This is a genomic window from Salibacterium qingdaonense, from assembly GCF_900114715.1.
GTDB lineage: Bacteria > Bacillota > Bacilli > Bacillales > Marinococcaceae > Salibacterium > Salibacterium qingdaonense.
Genome location: NZ_FOTY01000006.1, coordinates 104,876 through 126,078, shown reverse-complemented (window position 1 = coordinate 126,078; position 21,203 = coordinate 104,876). Strand labels below are relative to the sequence as shown.

Here is a 21,203-nt window from a genome sequence, read left to right as displayed (position 1 = left end):
GCTGTGGATGGATTGATAAAGTTGGAGAATCAATCGAGAAAAAGGGAGAATTGATCGAGAAATCGAGGGAACCGATCGAGAAATCACACTTCGCCGCCAGAATCGATCGAGAAAAGAGAGAGTCAATCGAGAAAAACCGCAGATCAATCGATAAACTTGGGGGATCGAGCCGGAAACACCATAAGCTCAGCAGAAATCAGCCAAAAATACGGCTCCTGCGTACAAAAAAACCGGAAGATGCGCGCTGCATCCCCGGTTTTAGCAATTTAATGTGCTGTATTTTTCTGAATCGGATAGGCTTTCCAGCTGCTCAGGTCGATCTCGCCTTCCTGAACCATGCTGCTTGGGAAAATAAAGGTCCAAGGTTTGCTTGTATTGGCTTTGATACCGAAATCATTCATCGTGAAGCCGCCTTTTGCTACGGTGGTACCGTCGGCGTCTTCGACTTGAAGCGGAATCTGTTCGAGCGTTACATTTTTCTCGCTGCCATTGCGGATGAGAAGTGTCACATGCAGATCGCCATTGTCTTTCTGGACGGCTTTTAATCCCATGAAGTTCACTTCCCCCGGCTTTGGAGGGTCGAGCCGCTCCACCATGTTCTGCAGTTCATGCTTGTCTTTTTCTGCAAGAGACTGCTCCCAGCTGTTTTGAAGATCCAGGCTGTGTTTGCGGGAAGATGGTTTGAGCTGAAACGCAAGCTTCCATCCTTCCGACGGAATGTCGGTCGTGAATAGTTCCTGTTCGCTGAATGTCATGTTCCAGGGCCGGCTGCTGCACGGCGGAATGTCACCTGCTTCTTCAAGGTCCATGGTTTTACGGCCGAGCACCTGCTCGGAACTGTCCAGCAGTACGAGCGTCGTTTCATGCAGCTTAATGGTTTTATTCAGGCTGCTGCGGATGAAAGCCGTCACCTGAACAGACCCCTGTTCTTCGTTATGCTGCAGGCTGATGCCCGAAAGCGAAATCTGGTTCGGCGCAAGAGGCGGGCATTCCATATTGAGAAACTGAAAGGAATACTGATCTTCTTTGGATACATCCCAATCCGGATGAAACGACAAATCCGTGTCGATTTGCTTTTCCCGACCTTCGGTGTCACTCGTTTCATTTAATAGTTCTTCGGAGGAAACGGTTGATTCATTTCCTTCCATTTTCGGTTTTCCGTCTCGTTTTTTACGAAAAAAAGGAAGCATTATTTTTTCACCTCTTCCGGTAAAATCAGCGGGCGGATTAGTTTGGATAAATGAACGGAAGCGTCCTGTTCAATTAAATCATACATACGGGAAAACAATTCATAGCCTTCCCTTGTATAAACCCGCATCGGATCTTCCTGCCCGTAACTGCGAAGTCCGATGCCTTCTTTTAAGCGGGTCATTTCCTCGAGGTGGCTGAGCCAGTGCCGGTCGATGTTGGTCAGCAGCACTTTGCGGGCCTGGTTCTGCACCCCTTTACGTTCACGGAGCTGTTCCACTTCGTCAAGGAAGGCCGCGGTTTTTTCTTCGACAAGATCCATGATGTCTTTTTGATTTTCCGCCTTTTTAGGGAGCTGGATGCCCGGGGTTACGATAATGCGGTTGAGTCTTGTTTCAAGTGTCCGCAGGTCCCATTCTTCCGGTACATATTCATCCCCGCAGTAGGATTCCACAAGCTTTTTCGTGCTGGACTTGACGATATTCATCCAGGACTGCAGCGGATCGTCGCTTTCCAGTACTTGATTGCGCAGCGTATAGATGACGCGGCGCTGTTCGTTGGCGATATCGTCCAGTTTTAATGTGAATTCACGCAGCGATGCATTCGCGTTTTCGCACATTTCCTGAGCCCGGTTGATAATGGTGTGGGCGTCATCATTTTGCACGACGCCGTTATCATCGGTTTTTAGTTTTTCTTTCAACCCTTCAATGTCCTCTTCCCCGAAGCGGAGCAGCATTTCATCCTCAAGGGAGACGTACATCTGTGTTTCACCAGGGTCCCCCTGCCGCCCGGAACGGCCTTTCAACTGATTGTCGATTCGCCTGTTTTCATGACGTTCCGTGCCGAGTACAAAGAGACCGCCGGCTTCGGCTGCTCCTTCGCCGAGCATAATGTCGGTGCCGCGTCCGGCCATATTGGTGGCAATGGTAATCTGGCCTTTCTGACCGGCAAGAGAAATCAACTGGACTTCCCGCTCCACGCTCTTGGCGTTGAGAAGCTCATAAGGCACTTTCTGGTCATCAAGGTAACGCGCCATCGTCTCTGATTGAATGATAGAGGTCGTTCCGATCAGCACAGGCTGTCCTTTTTCGTGACGTTTGGCGACTTCCTTGGCGACTTCCCGGTATTTGTCATCGGCTGTCGCAAAAATGAGGTCGTCCCGGTCTTCACGTATTCTCGGTTTATTGGTTGGAACCTGGATAACATCCATCCCGTACAGGTTGCGGAACTCTTCCTCTTCGGTTTTGGCTGTTCCGGTCATGCCGGAAAGGGCCGGGTACATCCGGAAGTAGTTTTGAATGGTAATCTGAGCCTGGGTTTTGTTCTCTTCGGTAATTTCAAGACCTTCTTTAGCTTCGAGCGCCTGGTGGAGACCGTCGCTGAACGTACGGCCTTCCATGATGCGGCCGGTATACATGTCAACGAGCTTGATCTCACCTTCTTTTACGATGTAATCGACATCGCGTCTAAACATGACGCGGGCCCGCAGTGCCTGCAGCACGAAGTGATAAAGGGTATGATGCTCCAAATCATACAGGTTGTCGACCCCGAACGCCCGCTCAACCTTTGTGATACCGGCATCTGTCAAACTGACAGAACGTGTAATAGGGTCAAACAGGTAGTCTTTTTCCGGGTCAAAACTGCGGGCCATCTTGGCGCAGATTTGATAGAGTCCAGGGTTAACTTCTGTTTTTCCGGCAATAATCAGCGGTGTTTTTGCCTCATCGACAAGAACACTGTCGATTTCATCGATAATAGCAAAATGATACGGCCGCTGTACCTTTTCGATTGTACTCTGGACCATATTGTCTTTCAGGTAGTCAAAACCGAACTCGTTGCTGACGCCGTATGTAATGTCCGCTTCATAAGCTTTGCGTTTCTCATCTTTGGCGAGTTTCGGAACGTTCAGGCCGACGGTTAAGCCGAGAAATTCATGCACCTGCCCGATCAGATCGCGGTCGCGGCGGGCCAGGTATTCGTTGACGGTGATGACGTGAACACCTTTTCCTTCAAGTCCGCGCAGATAACTCGGCAGGGAAGCGACAATCGTTTTTCCTTCTCCGGTGGCCATTTCCGCGATGTCACCGTCATTGAGTGTCAGTCCGCCGAGCAGCTGCACATCAAAATGACGAAGCCCGATAATCCGGCGGGACGCTTCGCGGACGACGGCGAAGGCTTCTTCTGTGATGGATGATAGTTTTTCCCCTTTGTTGAGGCGGCCGCGGAATTCTTCTGTTTTCGCCTGCAGCTGTTCATTACTCAGCTGTTCTATTTCCGGTTCCAGCTTATTAATCCGCTCTACCACTTTGTTATATTTTTTCAGTCTTCGTTGTTGTTCGTCTCCAATGATTTTTTTCAAAGAAGCTAACATGCAGCGCTCTCTCCTTATAGATCCCGGTATAACATCCGTGACAGTCCATTTGAAAAAGCAGTCACGGATGGCTAAATCCCCGGTTGAACGGGGGTTCCGAAGCAGACGGCAGAGAATCTTCCGCGGGTGGAAGAGCCACGTTCCGCCTGCCTTCAAAAAAGTCACTTCCTCAGTATATCATTAATTCCCGGGTTATTTCATTAATTCTCAGGCACGAAAATAAATAGGAAGATTCAGGATTTTCTGCTATAATAAGAGGTAGATAGATACATAGAAAGGGGAGGAACAATGAAAAAGTTTATAACAGGTCTGGCTCTTGCCGGCAGCATAACGGCAGCTGGAACAGCCGGGGCTGCAGAAGAGGAAGGAAGCGGCTCAGACGAGCAGGCATTGTCTTTTAAGGAAAAAAAGGAACTGCTGACAGAAGCCGCGCTGGAACATGATATTCCTCCCGAGATTGTTAAAGCGATTGCATATGAGGAAACCGCTATGCGGCAGTTTGATGAGAATGGGAACCCTGTCATGAATCAAAATGAAGACGGGGGCGTGGGCATCATGCAGGTGACTCTGGATGAAAATGATCTGGAGGACCGCAGCGTTGATCAAGGCAGACTGGAACAGGACACGGCTTATAATATTGAAGTCGGGGTTGATCTTCTGAACGAAAAATGGAACTGGACAGGTTCTGTGCTGCCGACTGTTAATGATGGGAATAAACAGGTGCTTGAGAACTGGTATTTTGCCATTCTTGCCTACAACGGTCTCGACCGCCGCAACGATCCGACTGAAGCAGAAGAGGTATACCAGGAAGACGTTTACGGTGTCATTGAAAACAACAGTCTGCTCGGCAGCAGCCAGGTTGATTTTCCGGAATGGAACGCGGTATATCAGGACGGGGAAGATCGTATCCGGTTTGAAGAGCAGGAAGTGGAAACAGATACTAAGACACCGTCCACCCAGATGGCTCAGAATGGAGACAATATTTACGCCTATGGAGAAGATCCCGGTACGCAGGTGAATTTCAGAGAAGGGCCATCGACAACGTCCCGCACGGTCGGAGATATTTCTCTTTATACCCCGCTTGAGGTGGAAGGTGCGGCAGCTCATGACAACAGCCCGACCAATCATTTTGTGTACTATCCGGTCTATTACGCGGATATCCATGGCTACATGGCCAGCGCTTATGCGCGCCGCGGTGATGTTACCAACTTTTATGACGTGCGGGGACAGGAATTGACAGAGGCTGTCGGCTACCTGGAAGTGCGTGGTATCTTGAGCGGGTATCCGGGTGGGGAGTTCCGGCCGAATGAGTCGATTCTCCGGCGTCACGCCGCTTCCATGATGGTGGATGCGTTGAACCTGGAAGCGCCGGGCGATTATGAGCTGCAGGCTGCTGATATGAAGGCAGGAGACCGCGGCTATGATGCCATGCGTATCCTTGAGTATCACGGGATTATGACAGGAAGTGATGGAAACATCCGCCCGAACGAGAATATGACGCGTGCACAGACGGCTTCCATTCTGGTTTCGGGTTTTGAAGAAACACTGGAAGCACCGGTTGATTCTCATTCATTTGAAGATATCGGGGAAGATTTCTGGAACTATGAAGCAATCAACACCCTGTATCATAATGAAGTCACTACCGTAGAAGCTTTCCGGCCGAATGAAGATCTGAAACGGTCGCAGTTTGCCCTGTTTTTGAAGGCAGCGATGAGAAATTAAACAGAACCATTCCGGGACAAAAGAATAGCGCAGGTACCAGTCCGAACGACGATCTGAAGTGCTGTTTTCCGTAAAAAAGCTCCCGGTTATCCACGTGGATAACCGGGAGCTTTTTTATTCGTCGGAGACTGATGTGCCGTATTGTTACGATTCACCTTCAATGGAGGAGTCGAGATAGTTTTTGTAAAGCTGGTAGGAGTCGTCGCCGTAGCTGTTAAGAAACTCGGATGTAGGCTCAAAAGCGCGGGTAACAGCCTGCTGCTCACCCTGGGCGTCTCCCATTTCCGCATAAACCTGACTCATCCGGTAATAATGGGTGGGGTTCTCGGAATCAAGAGCAGTTAACGTTTCATACCGCTGCAGACTTTCTTCATAATTACCGGCAGCGCGGTAAGCCTTCGCCAGCGCAAGCAGCATGTCCCGTCCAGGCTGCTCATTGTTTTCTTCCATCTGCTGTTCCAGATCAAATAAAAGCTGCGTTCCTTTATCTACGTTATACCCGGATTCAATCAGTACGTTGGCATAGTCAATCAGGTTCTCTTCACTTTCAGGGTTCAGCTCATACTGCTGCTGCAGTAATGACGCTGCGTCTTCAACGAGAGCTGTGGCGGGGTCATCATTTTGCTCAATGTGGGCCTGGAGGGCTTCGGTGTAACGCTTTGAATAAGCAGCGGCCTCCTCTTCCTCTTCCGCCTGAAGTTCCCGCAGATAAATAATAATTTCATTAAAGTTCCCGTTTTCAATTTCTTCTTCCATAACACTGTTGACGTTGCTTTCCGACAGTTCGTCAAGCCGGAAACGTTCCGCGAGCTCCTGGAGCGTTTCCGTGTCATAAACAAAGTTCTCATCGTCATATGCGTACTGTTCGGTATCAATCCGCTGTTCTTCTTCAAGATGCTGGTTCATGCCGTAGGTAGAGCATCCCGACAAAACGATAAACGCGCCAAACATGCCGATTATACATTTTCTCATGTTTATATCACCTGATTTTCACAGTATGAGCGTCCGCTTGAAGCAAACGCTGATGTCATTTGTTTTTAATCATAACGTCTTTATTTTATATGAAAATCGGGAGAAAAAAAAGGACAGAAATTACCACGTACATTACAGTAAGATCACATTTGTAACAGTCATGTAACCTGAGTCGCTAGTATTTTACCATTTTCTATCTTTTCGTAAAATCTGCTAGTCTCCGGGGTGAAGTCATGATATTCTATGTAGCAGAAGGAACGGATTGGAGAATGATGCCGGACTTTTCATATGTCTGGAAATTTTTCATGAAAAACAAGTACTTCAATATTCAAAGGCATTCCCTGGACGAAGTACAATAATCACAGCAATGGGGAAAACAACAGAGAGGAGGAACAGGTCTTTGAAAACGAATATATTTGCAGTGCTTGCGTCTGCTCTGATTCTGGCTGTTCTGCCGGTCGCAGGTGGGAATACAGCAGAAGCAGTCGATAGGTATTCCGATGTCGGATCCGGTCACTGGGCAGCAGCTGAAATTGAGTATCTGGCAGAAGAAGGTGTAGCAACCGGTGATGCCAGCGGAAACTTCCGTCCGAATGAATCTCTGACCAGGGCACAGGCTTCGATTATGATAACCAACGCCCTGAATGAACAGACACCGTACGCCGGTTCCCCGTCATTTTCAGATGTAGACGCTGGTTACTGGGCTTATGACAGCATCGAAAGAGCAGCACAGCTCGACATTTTTCAAGGCAGTAACGGAAACTTTAATCCAGGTGGTAATATTGAGAAAGCACAAGTCGCAGCAGTAACCGCCCGCGCGTTTTTTGGTGAGGATTCCGGAGACGCAGCAGGAACGGTCGATTATGAAGATATAGACGATGATTTCTGGGCAAAAGGGTACATAAAAACCCTCGTTGATGAAGATATCATAGAAGACTCAGGACAGTTCAATCCCAATGAAGCTGCTACAAGGGCTGAGTTCTCCGCCTACATCGCCAGAGCGATGAACGGGGATATTCAAGATGGAAACGATGGCAGTCAGGAACAGCCTCCGGAAGACACAGGCAGCGAAATCCTCTATGAAGGCGTGGTTGATGCCAGTACACCGCTCAATGTACGGAGCGGACCTGGAACAGAAAACCATGTACTGTACACACTTCAGGACGGAAGCACCATCGACGTGCATGAACGTACCGGAAGCTGGCTGAAAATCGATGGTCACGGCGGTGAAGGCTATGTTCACGGGAACTACGTCACCAATGTGGACGAGGTCGATTCAGACCAGGATAATACAGACAAACCCGCTGATCCTATTTTAGAAGGGAAAGTCACCGCCTCCACTCTGATGGTACGGGAAGGTCCGAGTGCATCCAATGATTCGCTTGGCCGTCTAAGCCGCGGCGAGACCGTAAAGATTTATGAAGAGACCAACGGAAGCTGGGTTCTCATTAAGTATAACGGAGACTGGGCTTACACCCACAGCGGTTACCTGGATGAACGGGAACCCGGTGAGAGCGGCATGGCAGGTAAAACCATTGTCATAGACGCCGGACACGGCGACCATGATCCAGGCGCTCAGGGGAACGGCCTTATCGAAAAGAACATTGTTCTTGATGTGGCACTCCGTGTGCAGTCCAAACTCGAAAATGAAGGTGTAAATGTTGTCATGACAAGAGACGATGATACCTTCGTCAGTTTGAGCGGCCGGGTGAATATTGCTGAACGCGCGGATGCGGACTCCTTTGTGAGTATTCACGCCAACGCGGCAACGGCATCTGCCAACGGAGCCGAAACGTTTTACGACAGCAGCCACAGAGCGAGAGAAAGCCGTGAACTTGCTCAGTCCATTCAGGACCGGCTCGTTCGGGAAACGGACATGGGCTACCGCCGTGTAGCAGACACCGGATTCTATGTCATCCGCAATACGACGATGCCGAGTACGCTCATTGAGCTTGGATTTCTTACAAACACCCACGACGCCAACCGGATGAAACAATCCGGCTATGAGAACAAAGCGGCACAGGCAGTTGTGAACGGCATCGACGACTATTACAGTTGGTAACTAACATGCAAATCCCCGTTCGGATAAAAGATTAAACTTCCGAACGGGGATTTTTTTGCTTCCATTTCCCGGTGGTTCTGTCGTGCGGCGAAGAGCGGCCGCATTCAAAGCGCCCGTCTGCTGCCTTTTCATGCAGCACTCTTTTGTCCCAATTCTCCGCTTTCCCGCCGGGGGCAGGGGTGACTGCCGGAAACCTCTCTAAACAACAAAAAATCCGAGAGATGGAACAGCTTGCGAAAACGCAGGTACTTGTTCCATCCCTCGGATAATCAGGGCAACGGTATTCTTTTGTCCCAGACTCTTTTTATTCCTGTCCTTCCATCATGGCGTCGACTTTATCAGGGTTTTCTTCGATCCAGTCTGCAGCAAGTTCTTCAAACGGAACATCATTTTGGGCGTATTCATACATCATCTGTTCCAGTGTATCGACACTGATGCTCCAATTGGAAAGAATCTCATAGGCTTCCGGATATTTTTCTTCCATGCCTTTATAGGAAAGCACGTACACATTGTCATATTTGAAGTTTTCTTTGGGTTCGTCCAGGAACTTCAAATCATAATCGACAAACATGGAATGCGGGCGCCATCCGGTGATAATGACCGGTTCTTCATTGCTGATTTTTGACTTCAACTCGCTGATCATCGCTGTTTCACTGGATGGCAGCAGTTCAAAACCGGCTTCTTCGAGGTTGTAATCCGCCATTACTTCTTTCGATGTATTCACAATACCGGCGCCGGCACCAATGGTGTAAATTTTACCGCCGAACTTCTCAGGATTTTCTTTAATGTCCGCGATCGATTCTGCTTCTACATACTCCGGAACCACCCAGCCGGTCGGTACTTCTTCGTAACTGGTGGACACTTTCTGAAGATCACTCTTGTATTCACTCCAAAGCTGCTCTTCGGTGTACGGGAGCCAGGCGTCCATAAAGACATCAATTTCTTCGGACTGCATGCCTTCCCAGATGACCGGCTGATCGAGGAGCTCAACTTCTACGTTATATCCTGCTTCTTCGAGCATCTGCTTTGCAATCTGGGTTGGTGCTGCTGTGCTGGTCCAGGATGTTTTTCCGAAGGTGATGGTTTCGCCTTTATCATTGCTGCTTTCCTGTTGTGATTGTTCCGACTGTCCTTCGTTATTGGAACTTCCGCTGTCGGAAGCTTCTTCACCGCCTCCGCCGCAGGCTGTAAGTGCTGCCAGAACTGCCGGAGTAAGATATCGTACTATTTTTTTCACGTTATTGCACTTCCTTTCGTGGTTGTAAATATTGATAGGATTCCCGCATCGTTTCCGGTGTGAATGGAAGCGAATCCGGACGGTCGCAGGTCCAGTGCTGATACGACTCATTTTTAAACCGTTTAATAAGCTCTGTGGTTTCATAGACTTCCAGGTTATATACCCAGTTGGCCATGATCATCATAGCCGCCATATGTGACCCTTCGTTGGAAGAAGTACACATGTCTTTCACGAGATGAACATGGTAATCTCTGAAATAAGCGTCAAACACGGACGTCATCAAACAGCCATCTGTTACGACACCCCCTATAATAAGATCTTCAACCCCAAGACCTTTCAGCATGAGATCCAGGCTTGTTTCATAAAAGGCACTCCAGCGGTATTTGTCGATGACAATATCGCTGTTCTCCGGCGCGATAAAGTCAATAATTTCGATGTTTTCGGTGTGGGAAGCGTAATAGTACGGCGTACCGTCTTCCTTCAACGGTTCATCTTTAGAAAGTCCGGCCTGATCGCTCCGGTTAATCTGCCGGGTATAAATGATCGGAATATTCTCCCGGCGGCAGGCGTTGATCAGGGTTTGAGTGTTGGCGATGACGTCATCCATCCGGATTAAGCCGAAATTACTTTCTTTTTGAAGGTCGATTAATACTAAAGCGGTTTTTTGTTTATTCATTGTGGAACTCCTTTATTTCTTTTTTGTCGGTGGAATATACTCCAGCATTTCCCTGGATTCAAGGGTGTTGGCAAAACGGGTAGTCCAGTCCAGATAATCCTGAGCCTCCTGGATCAGTTCCAAATCCCGGCGGGCTGTTTCCCGTACGGTTTCATCATCGGTTGTTTCCGTCATTTCCTGGAGAGCCGGCTTTGTCTGTTCAGCGGCTTTCATCAATAGATTGCGCTCCTGCCGTATCTTTTTCACAAAATAATTAATGAAATTCCGCAGAAAATCTTTTTCCGCAATGAAATGATCTTTCCGTTCTCCTTTTTTCCATACTTTGGTTACCATCTCTGTTTCCTGCAGTTCGCGGAGTCCGTTGCTGACAGATGCCTTACTCATGGCAACCTGTACTTTGATCTCATCGATGGACATCGGTTCGCCGGCAAAATACAGCACCCCGTAAATGCGTCCGACAGAGGGCGTGACGCCGTAAATAACCATCGACTGGGCGATGGCACTCTCCATTACATCGCGTGTTTCTTCGAGCTTATCCCATTCGGAAGACATGAGGATCCTCCTTTTGTAATTGTTTAATATTTTTAGTTTGTTTAATTTGTATAATTAATTTTAAACTAAAAATTAAAAAAGTCAACCTATTAAAACAAATGACAAGCAAAAATAAGAGAAATGACCCTACATTTCCTGTTTATTAATGGTAAAATGAAGGTAATAGTACATAACCAAGATAGAGGAGAAGAAGATATCTTGTAAGCGGGGAAACGGAGGAATACAGATGAAACCAAAAACCTATGTATCTATCACCGCCGCCTGTGTGTTGGCATTGTCTCTATTTTCGATTTCTGCCAAAGCATTTGACGATGTGAATGAAACCTACTGGGCATCGGAAGAGGTCGAGTATATTGCGGATCAGGGTATTATAAATGGATATGAAGATGGATCCTTCCAGCCCCAGGAAGACGTAAGCCGCGCCCAGACTGCAAAAATGCTGACGGAAGCACTTGGTCTGGAGCTGGTGGAAGAAGGTGGTCCTTCGTTCCAGGATGTTGAAGAAGGGGCTGCGATGTACCCTTATATAGCAGCAGTCGCCAAAGCAGGTATTATGACCGGCAGCGGTAATACATTTGAGCCGGGCGATTCGTTGACAAGGGCCGAAATGGCTGTGGTTCTGTCGAACGCGTTTGGTCTTGAAGGAAGCATGGAACAAACATTTTCCGATGTTTCCGAGGATTTCTGGGCAGCTGACGCCATTGAAACGCTGGGAGCAAAGCGGATAACAAGCGGCCGTGAAGATGGCAGCTTCGGTCCCGGAGAAGACACAACAAGAGCTCAGTTTTCTGTCTTTTTATCCCGGGCATTAAGTGAGGAGTTCCGGGTGGATGAGGTTCACATGCCTTCTTCAGGAGTGGACAGTGAAGAGGAAGTCTGGCACTTCCGGGGCGTTGCGCTGGGAGACTCCAAGGATTCCATGAAAGCACAACTCGGGCAGGAAAAGGCAGTGCTTGAGAGCCGTTACGGATTTGACTGGTACCTGTATCATACCCGGTATGATGAGTACGTGCAGTTTGGTATTCAAGATAACGAAGTGGTGGCTGCCTATTCGAACCAGGATACATGGCAGGGCGCGCGTAATATCGAAATGGATGACACGAAGCCGGATGTGATCGATGCATACGGGGAACCGCTGTCCCATATTCAAAAAGGCGGTGCCCGCTTTAGTATAGATACCCAGGAAGCAGGTACGTATAAAGAAGAAGGACGGTATGAAACCTTTTTCTACGACAAACACCGCGACCACCGGATTACAGCGGTGCTCGTTATCGACAGCCGGGTGGAAGAAGGCTTTCGAAAATACTACGCTGAGCCGGATCAGAGTCTGAAAGAGAGCTTTGAACGCCTCACCTTTCATCTGGCCAATGCCCAGCGTCAGCGCTACAGCAGAGGTATTCTGACATGGGACGACCAGGCGGCTTCGACAGCAAGATCCCACAGTGTTGATATGGCTTCGAACCACTTTTTCTCTCATGAAAATCAGGACGGAGAAGATCCGTTTGACCGGATGTCCGGAGATGGTATCGAGTACAGGAATGCGGCAGAGAACATTGCTTACGGCCAGGTCAGTCCTATTAAGGCGCATCAAAGCTGGATGAATTCTGATACAGGGCACCGCGAAGCATTGCTGGGTGAGTACGAGCGTCTTGGTGTCGGCGTGGCTTTTGACGAAATACGAAAGCAGCCGTATTACACCCAGAATTTTTACACCCCGGAATAAATGCATGCCACGCGGCGGCATTTTCCGGTGAAAGGAGGCCTTTCTCACAGAGAGGCTCCTTTTTATTTGAAAAGAAGAAAGCAATAATCATGCAGAGGTGATAGGCATGCCGGAAAAAATTACAGTCGTGGGAAGCATTAATATGGATATGGTGACAAGTACGGGCCGTATGCCGGAGCAGGGGGAGACCATTCTTGGGGAAGATTTTTCCGTAATCCCCGGAGGAAAAGGCGCGAATCAGGCTGTAGCAGCTGCGAAACTGGGAGCAGATGTTCATTTTATCGGCCGTGTCGGCAGTGATGTGTTTGGCGGACGGTTGATCACACATATGGAAGAGCAGGGTGTTTCGGCCGAATATCTGGAACAGGTTCCAAATGAATCATCCGGGACAGCATCCATTATCCTGGCCGAACAGGATAACCGCATTATTGTCGTTCCCGGCGCGAATAACGCTGTTACTCCGGAGGTTGCAGCAGCACATGAAGATGTGATTGCAGACAGTGACATTCTGCTGCTGCAACTTGAAATTCCGGTGGAAAGTGTAACAAAAGCGGCAGAACTGGCGGCTGCGCATGGCACGACTGTCATTTTGAATCCAGCCCCGGTCCAGCATCTTCCTAAAGCGCTGCTGGATAACGTCGATTATTTTACCCCGAATGAACATGAGCTGCTGCACCTTTTTCAGAATGAAGCCGATCCATCCATCTATCGTTCGAGATGTATTATGACAAAAGGGGCGGACGGTGTGCTGTTCACCCAGGACAACAAGGAAAAGCATATCCCCGGCTACCCGGTGGAACCGGTGGATACGACAGGGGCGGGGGACACGTTTAACGGGGCGCTTGCGGCTGCACTGACCCGGCAGTATCCACTTGCGGACGCCTGCCGCTGGGCAAACGCCGCTGCTGCTCTTTCTGTGCAGAAAATAGGAGCGCAGGGCGGTATGCCCGGACGGCAGGACGTCGATGTTTTTCTGAATAGCAGGTAAAGAACAGAATAAGCAGGCTGCTCCAGTATAATGGGAGCAGCTCTTTTTAGTTAAAGTGCTGGTACTGAACCCTTTTACCCAGCGATTGTTGCATGCGTCATTTTTTTTACACCTGCGCGTTTATTGTAAAAAAATCAAAACTAGGATTGAACAGATTTCGGGTGTATAATGGAAAAAAAGGTGAATGTATGTGCTGCGTGCGTGAACATGTGCGCAGCACTGTCACTGTCTTACGATTCTACATATAAGAAAAGGTCAGGTACGTATACATATGAAGGTTGGAATTATCGGCAATTACGGGCATAATAACAACGGCGATGAAGCGATTCTTGCCGGACTCCTCCATCAACTGACAACGGAGGGAGGCATAAAAAAAGAAGACATTGTGGTGTTCAGCAATGACCCCGCCAATACGAAAGAGCGCCACGGCATGGTATCCCATCCTCTTTTGTACAAAGAAGGCGGGACGCTTAAGTCCGGACTGAAAACGATTCGTGAAAGCCGGAAAGTGATGAAACAGCTGGATCTTGTCATCATCGGCGGCGGGGGCCTCTTAATGGACATGTATAAACGGGACGCTCCGTTATACAGCGTTGTTGGACTGACAGCAAAGCGGGCAGGCTGCCGCGTAGCGGTTCACGGCGTTGGAGCCGGTCCGATTCAGACAAGGACAGGGGCATTCTTTATTAAGCGGCTGCTTCGTGCCGCTTCTTCTGTTGCCGTCCGGGATGAGAAGTCACGCCGGCTGCTGCACCAGATCGGTGCACCGGGGGACATTCACGTCATTTACGATCCGGCGTTTTCTGTACCGGTGGACTCGGTTCATGAAACGTCATCGGCGGTACGAAAGGTGGGAGTCACGGCTGTTCCATACTTCAGCACCCGGTACTGGCCGCAGTCCGATACGGCGAAATATGAAGCGTATCTGGACGGGATGGCGGCATCGCTTGATGAACTTATCGATAAAAAAGGGGTGGAGATCACCTTTTTTTCTACGAAGTACCCCGAAGATGTAGAAGTAACAAAAGACATAGCCGGGCGGATGCAGCGCCAAAATGATGTACATATTCAGGAAGCCAACCTGTCTCCGCAGGAAATTGCACGTGAAGCAGCCGGTATGGATCTTGTGATCGGAACCCGGCTTCACTCCCTGATTCTATCAGTGACTGCAGAGACACCGGTCATCGGCGTAGCCTACCACCAGAAAGTAAAAGACTTTATGGAAGAAATCAATCACCAGGATTATACAGCGGATGTAGAAGATTTAACGCAGATTCTGCCGGCTTTTGAAAAAGCGGAACAGGATTGGGCACGCCTGCAGGTGGAGATCCGAACTGTTTCCCAAGCATTGAAAGAACAAGCGGTTGAAGGCATGAATCTGCTCCGCCTGAAAGGACGAGACTAGGATGAAGAGGCTGAATAACCTATTTTATCAATACCTGCCGGCAGAAAGGACGAATCAACTGCTTCTTATGGCAACGATGGCGATTGTCATATGGACGTCGTTTGAGCTGCTTTTCACAAGAATATGGTCGAACTGGCTGCCTATTATCCCCACCCTGCTCGGTTACGTCACCGAAGGGCTGCTGATGCTGATGGCCGCCGTCGTGCTCCTGCACCCGGATATCGGACGCCGGCGCCTGCTGCAGCGCTTTAAAAATCCACTGAACACCAGTTTAATCGTATTTTTTGTTTTTGCGCTGTTCAGCATGTTTGTCAACAATGTTCCCTTTGCGCAAGGGGTATTCGGAGTCCGCGCGATCTTTCAGTTCCTGATCCTGTTTTTCATTCTGCTTGCTGTCGACATTCCAGGCAGATTTGTGCGGCAGGTCTTTCATGTTCTGCTCGGCCTTGGTGTTCTTCAGTCGGCGGCGGGAATCTTTGAGATTCTTTTCAAAATCCCGCTTCCGCTCCGGGACGTGGAAGAACGGCGGAGCGTGTCCATTGGAGAAGAAGTCCGCGCCTTTGGATTCATGGATTCCAGTAACACCCTCGGTGGATATCTCATGGGGATTATTCTGCTGCTTGTTATCTACCTGTTTGTGTACCGCAAGGAGCTGACGAAAAAACAACTGCTGATCTACAGTGTGATCGGACTGTTCCTGCTTGCAGGACTGGGACTGACTTTTTCCCGCCAGGCCTTCCTCGCTATGATCGGCTGTTTCGGTCTGGTCGGCCTTATTTTCAGAAAAAACAAAGCGTTCCGGATGATGCTTTATGGTGCAATAGGGTTATTCATCGTATTTGCCGTGGTGTATGTGGCGGCTCTGTTCATGTTTGAAGGGTTCGCCCAGCGCAACGCGAACACGTTTGACCTCTCGAGCAATTACCGTTACCTGATTGTGTTAAGCGGGCTTACCGTCTTCACCTTCAGTCCGGTTATCGGAGTCGGTCCGGGCATGTTCGGAAGCAACGCCGCCTTTGTATTCAACGCGAAAATGCACCAGTTCATGCATGAAGACCTGCCGACGACGATGGGAACCGTAGATAATAACGCGCTCTACGTCCTTGTTGAATACGGAGTGGTTGGAGTCCTTCTGCTGGCGCTCATATTCGTGGCGATTTTAAAGACAATGGCAAAAATGACCCATGCAGCTGATCCGAAGCACAGGTGGGTCGGGCTCTTCATCATCACGTTTACCGTTGCCTGGCTGTTGATGGGGACGCTCTCCACAGCCTGGGAAAATCACCAAATTGCCCTTTTGTTCTGGCTGTTTCTTGCAGTGGCGGTGAATTGGTATAAATACGACAAGACGGAGGAATGAGCTATGCGGATTCTTGTGATCAGCAACATGTATCCTTCCGATTCTGCTCCGACATTTGGGATTTTCGTCAAAAACCAGGTCGAAGCCTTAATGAATAAAGGAAACCAGGTGGATGTCGCAGCCGTTACCAACCCGGAAGCAGGCAGAAAGAATGCTCTTAAAAAATACAGCTCCTGGATGTGGAGCACATTCCGGAGGCTGCGCGCTTCCGGACAGGATGTCGATGTCATTCATGCTCATTACGCGTTTCCTTCCGGCGTACCGGCACGGATGATGGCCAAACGGTACGATATTCCTTACGTTGTGACCTGCCACGGGGGCGACTTGAATAAAATGGCCAAAAAAGGCCGCTTTATCAGAAATCAGACGAAGCGCATTCTTCAGGATGCCGCGCATGTCATCGTGGTGGGAGAGGACCTGTTGCAGCAGGTGGTGGATGATTTCGATGTCCCGGAAGACAAGGTCTCGATGTTCAGCATGGGCGTCGACAGCCGGGTGTTTTATCCACGGCCGCAGATGGATATGCAGGAAGTGCTGGAACTATCTCCTTACGAAAAACATATTTTGTACGTCGGTAATGTCATTGAAGAAAAAGGGATCGAAGACCTGGTAGAGGCTTTTCCTAAAGTGAAGTATGAGCTGCCGAATGCCCGCCTGCATGTCATAGGGCCGGCAAGGCAGGAAGATTACCTGCAGAAACTAAAAGACCGGCTGACAGAGCTTGAAGCAGAGGAAGCTGTTACCTTTCACGGAGCAAAAACCCAGCAGGAAGTAGCGGAATGGATGGCAGCTTCCGATTTATTCGTGCTGCCTTCCCATACGGAAGGATTCGGCCTGGTTGCAGTAGAGGCCATGGCATGCGGAACGCCGGTCGTCGGGACAAACACCGGCGGCCTCGGCCGGGTCCTTTCCGGAGGTGCCGGCGCGGTGACAGAACCCAAACACCCGGTATCTCTTGCCGAGCAGATGGCACACGTGCTGGAAGACAGGCACAAACGTACGGAAATGATCGAAAAAGGGTACGAAAAGGCAGCCGCAAATGACGCGGAAGCCATCACCGATCAAGTGCTTGAGATTTACCGGCAGGCACAGCAAAGGAACGAATATTTATGAGTAAAAAAAAGAAATCCGTATTATTTATTTCCTCTGTCGGCGGCCATTTGACGCAATTGATGCAGCTGAAGCCGCTGTTTCAGGAATATGATTATTATCTTGTAACGGAAAAGACCGTTGTCACACAGGGAATGAAAACAGAGCACCCGATGTCCTTTCTCGTTTACGGAGCGCGGAATTATCCGTTGAGCTACCTGTTCAAGTTTTCGTTCAACTGCCTCAAATCACTCGGGATTTTTCTGAAACAGAGGCCGGATGTCGTTGTCACCACCGGTGTGCATACCGCGGTGCCGATGTGCTGGATTGCGAAACTTTTCCGGCGTAAGGTCGTCTTTATTGAGAGCTTTGCCAAGACCTCATCGCCGACGTTATCCGGGCGTCTCGTGTATCCCATTGCCGATCTGTTTATCGTACAGTGGGAAACGATGCTCAAACACTACCCGAAAGCGGTGCATGGAGGGTCGATCTATTGATTTTTGTCGTACTGGGAACCCATGAACTGCCTTTCACAAGGCTGCTGGACGAAATGCAGCGCCTCATTGACGACGGTATCGTGACAGAGGACGTCGTCGTTCAGTCCGGTCATACCAACTATTCAACAAGCAGCATGAACCTGACTCCGTTTCTGCAGTTTGATGAAATGGAACGAACGTTTGATGAAGCCCGTGTCATTGTCTCCCACGGCGGCACCGGTTCGATTATCACTGGTGTGAAGAAAGAAAAACCGGTGATCGCTGTGCCGCGTCTTTCTGCGCATGGCGAGCACAATGACGACCATCAGACCGAAATTGTGGAACAGTTTCAGTCGACCGGCCATATTATCGCGATCGATCATCCAACGGGTCTGGAGCAGGCGCTCGAGGAGGCCCGGACATTTGAACCGGCTCCGTTTGTGAGCGGAAGGGATCACATCCTCGGTATCCTGCGGGAGTTCATTAACCGGGTATGACGCCTGCACCTGAAAGGAACGTGTAACACATGAAAGGAAAAAGGCTTATCCAGGTCATCGGCGCGGTCGCCTTTATTAATCTGTTGTCCCGTTTTCTCGGGATATTCAGAGAGATTGTTATCGGTTATCAGTTTGGAACAAACGAAGCGGCCGACAGTGTTATCACCGCCTATACCCTTCCGAACTTTTTTTATGTCGTGGTCGGGGGAGCGGTGACAACCGCCTTTATCTCGGTCTATACAAAGATAGAAGGACCGCTTGGCAGACGGGACTATCTGGAGCAGCTATTTGCATGGCTCGGGCTGGGACTTGTCCTGTTCAGCGCCGGGCTGGTTGTTTTTTCGGATCAGGTTATCGGCCTTTTGTTCTCCGGCCTTTCTTCGGAGCAGTTTCAACTGACAACAGATCTGTTCCGGATAATGGCGCCTGCGACATTCTTTTTAATGATCTCCATGTGGCTGACCGGTTTGTTAAATGTGAATGACCGATTTACCTGGTCGGCTGCCGCGACCCTGCTGTTAAACGGATCGTTTCTTGCGATCGCCGTCGTCTTTTTCCCGTGGCTCGGTGCTTTTTCCCACGCCTGGGGAGCGGTGATCAGCGCGGCGCTTATGTGTGCGTTTCTCGTTTATCTCATCCGCCGGGAACGGTTCTTTCACTTTGGACTCCGTTTCAGGCGCAGCCCGGAAGTATGGCGCACATTTAAACTGGGAGTCCCCATCCTCCTTGGAGGGGCAACCCTCCAGCTTTATTTTCTGATGCACCGGGTGTTTGCCTCCTTTCTCGAGGAAGGCAGCATATCCGCCCTGAACTACATGGCCAAAATCGTGCAGCTGCCGCAGAGCGTTCTTATGATGGCGGTGACGACGGTTGTTTATCCGATGCTGTCAAGAAAAGTTGCCGCCGGCGAACAGGAAGGTATCAGCAATCTTTACGGCAAAGGGCTGCGCTGGATGGCGCTGTCGATTCTCCCCGTCGCGGTATTTGTTGTCTTTTTCGCGGAAGACATCATCCGCGTTGTGTTTCAGTACGGGAGTTTTACCGATCAATCGACAGCGATGACGGTGCCGCTTCTCCAGATTCTTGTGATCGGAATGTTTTTCCATGCGGCGAACGTGTATGTAACCCGGTTTTTCTACGCCTATGAACATTCCATTTATCCGGTTGTCGTCAGTCTTCTGTCGGTGCTCGGTATTAACACAGGCATTGCTCTGCTGCTTCTTGATCCTCTTGGTGCCGCCGGTGTGGCCTGGGGAACATCCATCGCATCGATATGCAACTTTTGTCTTCTCCTGTTCGGCACCCGATCTGTGTTAAAATTATATCAGGTGTCTCATGTACCATGGGTCACAACAATCGCAAAACCCGCCGCGCTCCTCCTTTTGATGGCGGGAGGGCTGTATGCCGTTAAACAGCTCGTTGGGAGCATGAACCCCTACATAGCTTTACTTTCCGGGGGAGCAGCCGCAGCCGTATTGTTGATTGTATTCATGAAACTGCTGCGGTTCCGGGAAATCGATGATCTGCTGGATTACGCAAAAAAGAAGGTTGTGAAAACAAAATGAATGTAGCCGTTATTGGAACAGGATATGTCGGACTTGTTTCCGGAACCTGTTTTGCGGAGCTTGGCAATCAGGTGATATGTGTCGACAATGTTCAGGAAAAAGTGGACCGGTTAAACGAAAACGAAATACCGATTTATGAACCGGGTCTGGAAGAACTTGTCGGAAAAAATAAAGCAGAAAACAGACTCTCCTTTACCACCGATATTGGGATGGCTGTCCGGGAGTCCGATATTATTCTTATTGCTGTCGGAACTCCGGAAACCGAAACCGGAGCTGCTGATATGTCGTTTGTTTATAAAGTGGCCGGGGAAATCGGCAGAGCAGTAAATGATACGTATAAAGTCATCGTCAATAAATCAACGGTTCCGGTCGGAACATCCGAAGCTGTGCAGCAGATTATAGAGAAGCAGCAGCCGGCGGCCGATATCGATGTCTGCTCCGTGCCGGAGTTCTTGAGAGAAGGTTCTGCCGTGAAAGACACGTTCCATCCGGATCGTGTGGTGATCGGGGCTTCCTCGACGCGGGCTTCTGATATGCTTGAAGAACTTCATCAGCCGCTCACCGGACAGATTGTGGTGACGGATCCGCGCAGTTCGGAAATGATCAAGTATGCCTCCAATGCATTTCTCGCCACGAAAATTTCATTTATTAATGAGATGGCAAACATCTGTGACATCTATGATGCGGATGTGAACGCCGTGGCACGCGGCATGGGTCTTGATCACCGGATTGGACCGAAATTCCTGAAAGCGGGAATCGGCTACGGCGGTTCCTGTTTTCCAAAAGACGTGAAGGCGTTGAAGTACCTGGCGGAGGAAAAAGACTACCACCCGTCTTTGCTGCAGGCGGTCAATGATGTGAATGAACAGCAGAACCGCCGCATGATTGAACATCTCACGCGGATTTTCGACGATGACATTGAAGGTCTGACGATTGCGGTGCTTGGGCTTGCCTTCAAACCGAACACCGATGATATACGGGAAGCGCCGGCGCTTAAGATCATTGAAGATCTGGACGCCAAAGGGGCGAACGTTCAGGCTTTTGACCCGGTGGCCGTCGACAACGCGAAACAGATGATCACGGCGGATGTGTACTATGCGGATACGGCGCTCGAGGCACTGAAAGATGCAGATGCTGCTTTTCTTGTGACCGAGTGGGCGGAATGCAAAGCACTCACCGCTTCCCAGTTCAAGGAGCAGTTGAAACGCCCCGTTGTGATTGACGGACGCAATGCACTGGATCCCGGCATCATGAAAGCCGAAGGTATCATTTATCACGGAATTGGAAGAAAATAAGCGACTGGAAGGAGAGGAGATCATC

Annotated in this window: 17 protein-coding genes; 11 read left to right on the top strand and 6 right to left on the bottom strand. The window is 49.6% G+C overall.

Going from position 1 to position 21,203, the window contains the following annotated elements:
- Positions 1–266: 266 nt before the first annotated feature.
- Together BM058_RS07385 and secA2 are read right to left on the bottom strand one after the other, a co-directional pair.
- Positions 267–1,190, bottom strand: coding sequence for an accessory Sec system S-layer assembly protein (locus BM058_RS07385; RefSeq protein WP_090926390.1), 924 nt, complete (start codon positions 1,188–1,190; stop codon positions 267–269).
- Complete coding sequence (gene secA2 / locus BM058_RS07380) at positions 1,190–3,559, bottom strand: accessory Sec system translocase SecA2 (RefSeq protein WP_090926389.1); 2,370 nt, start codon at positions 3,557–3,559, stop codon at positions 1,190–1,192. The genes BM058_RS07385 and secA2 overlap by 1 nt, the downstream gene beginning before the upstream one ends.
- Before the next feature lie 288 nt (positions 3,560–3,847).
- Here secA2 and BM058_RS07375 point away from each other — a divergent pair, with 288 nt between their 5' ends.
- Entirely contained in the window at positions 3,848–5,281 is a 1,434-nt protein-coding gene (locus BM058_RS07375; protein WP_090926388.1) for an S-layer homology domain-containing protein, read from the top strand.
- A 144-nt stretch (positions 5,282–5,425) separates the two neighbouring features.
- Here the strand turns inward: BM058_RS07375 and BM058_RS07370 are convergent, their stop codons facing one another.
- Positions 5,426–6,253: a tetratricopeptide repeat protein gene (locus BM058_RS07370; protein ID WP_090926387.1), complete on the bottom strand. Its 828-nt coding sequence runs from the start codon at positions 6,251–6,253 to the stop codon at positions 5,426–5,428.
- Between the two features lie 400 nt (positions 6,254–6,653).
- On the opposite strand from BM058_RS07370, the gene BM058_RS07365 reads away from it, so the two are divergent.
- Positions 6,654–8,315, top strand: coding sequence for an N-acetylmuramoyl-L-alanine amidase (locus tag BM058_RS07365; RefSeq protein ID WP_177195464.1), 1,662 nt, complete (start codon positions 6,654–6,656; stop codon positions 8,313–8,315).
- 304 nt (positions 8,316–8,619) lie between these two features.
- Here the strand turns inward: BM058_RS07365 and BM058_RS07360 are convergent, their stop codons facing one another.
- Genes BM058_RS07360 through BM058_RS07350 form a run of 3 tightly spaced genes read right to left on the bottom strand, consistent with a single transcriptional unit; the run spans position 8,620 to position 10,780 of the window.
- A complete protein-coding gene (locus BM058_RS07360; RefSeq protein WP_245736885.1) occupies positions 8,620–9,552 on the bottom strand; it encodes a glycine betaine ABC transporter substrate-binding protein in 933 nt (310 codons plus the stop codon).
- A gap of 1 nt (position 9,553) precedes the next feature.
- Positions 9,554–10,228 carry an isochorismatase family cysteine hydrolase gene (locus BM058_RS07355; RefSeq protein ID WP_090926384.1) on the bottom strand — a complete coding sequence of 225 codons (675 nt, stop codon included), beginning with the start codon at positions 10,226–10,228 and terminating at the stop codon, positions 9,554–9,556.
- A gap of 12 nt (positions 10,229–10,240) precedes the next feature.
- Complete coding sequence (locus tag BM058_RS07350) at positions 10,241–10,780, bottom strand: GbsR/MarR family transcriptional regulator (RefSeq protein WP_090926383.1); 540 nt, start codon at positions 10,778–10,780, stop codon at positions 10,241–10,243.
- A gap of 226 nt (positions 10,781–11,006) precedes the next feature.
- On the opposite strand from BM058_RS07350, the gene BM058_RS07345 reads away from it, so the two are divergent.
- From BM058_RS07345 to BM058_RS07305, 9 genes are all read left to right on the top strand, one after another.
- A complete protein-coding gene (locus BM058_RS07345) occupies positions 11,007–12,503 on the top strand; it encodes an S-layer homology domain-containing protein (protein ID WP_090926382.1) in 1,497 nt (498 codons plus the stop codon).
- Between the two features lie 106 nt (positions 12,504–12,609).
- Positions 12,610–13,491 (top strand): ribokinase, encoded by an 882-nt coding sequence (gene rbsK, locus BM058_RS07340; RefSeq protein ID WP_090926381.1) that lies wholly within the window; start codon positions 12,610–12,612, stop codon positions 13,489–13,491.
- Positions 13,492–13,762: 271 nt separating this feature from the next.
- On the top strand, positions 13,763–14,896 hold the full coding sequence (locus BM058_RS07335) for a polysaccharide pyruvyl transferase family protein (protein WP_090926380.1): 1,134 nt from the start codon (positions 13,763–13,765) through the stop codon (positions 14,894–14,896).
- 1 nt (position 14,897) lies between these two features.
- Positions 14,898–16,256: an O-antigen ligase family protein gene (locus BM058_RS07330; protein ID WP_090926379.1), complete on the top strand. Its 1,359-nt coding sequence runs from the start codon at positions 14,898–14,900 to the stop codon at positions 16,254–16,256.
- Positions 16,257–16,259: 3 nt separating this feature from the next.
- Positions 16,260–17,369 (top strand): glycosyltransferase, encoded by a 1,110-nt coding sequence (locus BM058_RS07325; protein WP_090926378.1) that lies wholly within the window; start codon positions 16,260–16,262, stop codon positions 17,367–17,369.
- The gene (gene pssD / locus BM058_RS07320) at positions 17,366–17,842 is read left to right on the top strand and encodes a PssD/Cps14F family polysaccharide biosynthesis glycosyltransferase (RefSeq protein WP_090926377.1); all 477 of its coding nucleotides are present in this window, start codon (positions 17,366–17,368) and stop codon (positions 17,840–17,842) included. The genes BM058_RS07325 and pssD overlap by 4 nt, the downstream gene beginning before the upstream one ends.
- Positions 17,839–18,318 (top strand): PssE/Cps14G family polysaccharide biosynthesis glycosyltransferase, encoded by a 480-nt coding sequence (gene pssE / locus BM058_RS07315; RefSeq protein ID WP_090926376.1) that lies wholly within the window; start codon positions 17,839–17,841, stop codon positions 18,316–18,318. The genes pssD and pssE overlap by 4 nt, the downstream gene beginning before the upstream one ends.
- Before the next feature lie 29 nt (positions 18,319–18,347).
- A complete protein-coding gene (murJ, locus tag BM058_RS07310; protein WP_090926375.1) occupies positions 18,348–19,883 on the top strand; it encodes a murein biosynthesis integral membrane protein MurJ in 1,536 nt (511 codons plus the stop codon).
- Entirely contained in the window at positions 19,880–21,178 is a 1,299-nt protein-coding gene (locus BM058_RS07305; RefSeq protein WP_090926374.1) for a UDP-glucose dehydrogenase family protein, read from the top strand. Before murJ ends, BM058_RS07305 begins: the two co-directional genes overlap by 4 nt.
- Positions 21,179–21,203: the final 25 nt, after the last annotated feature.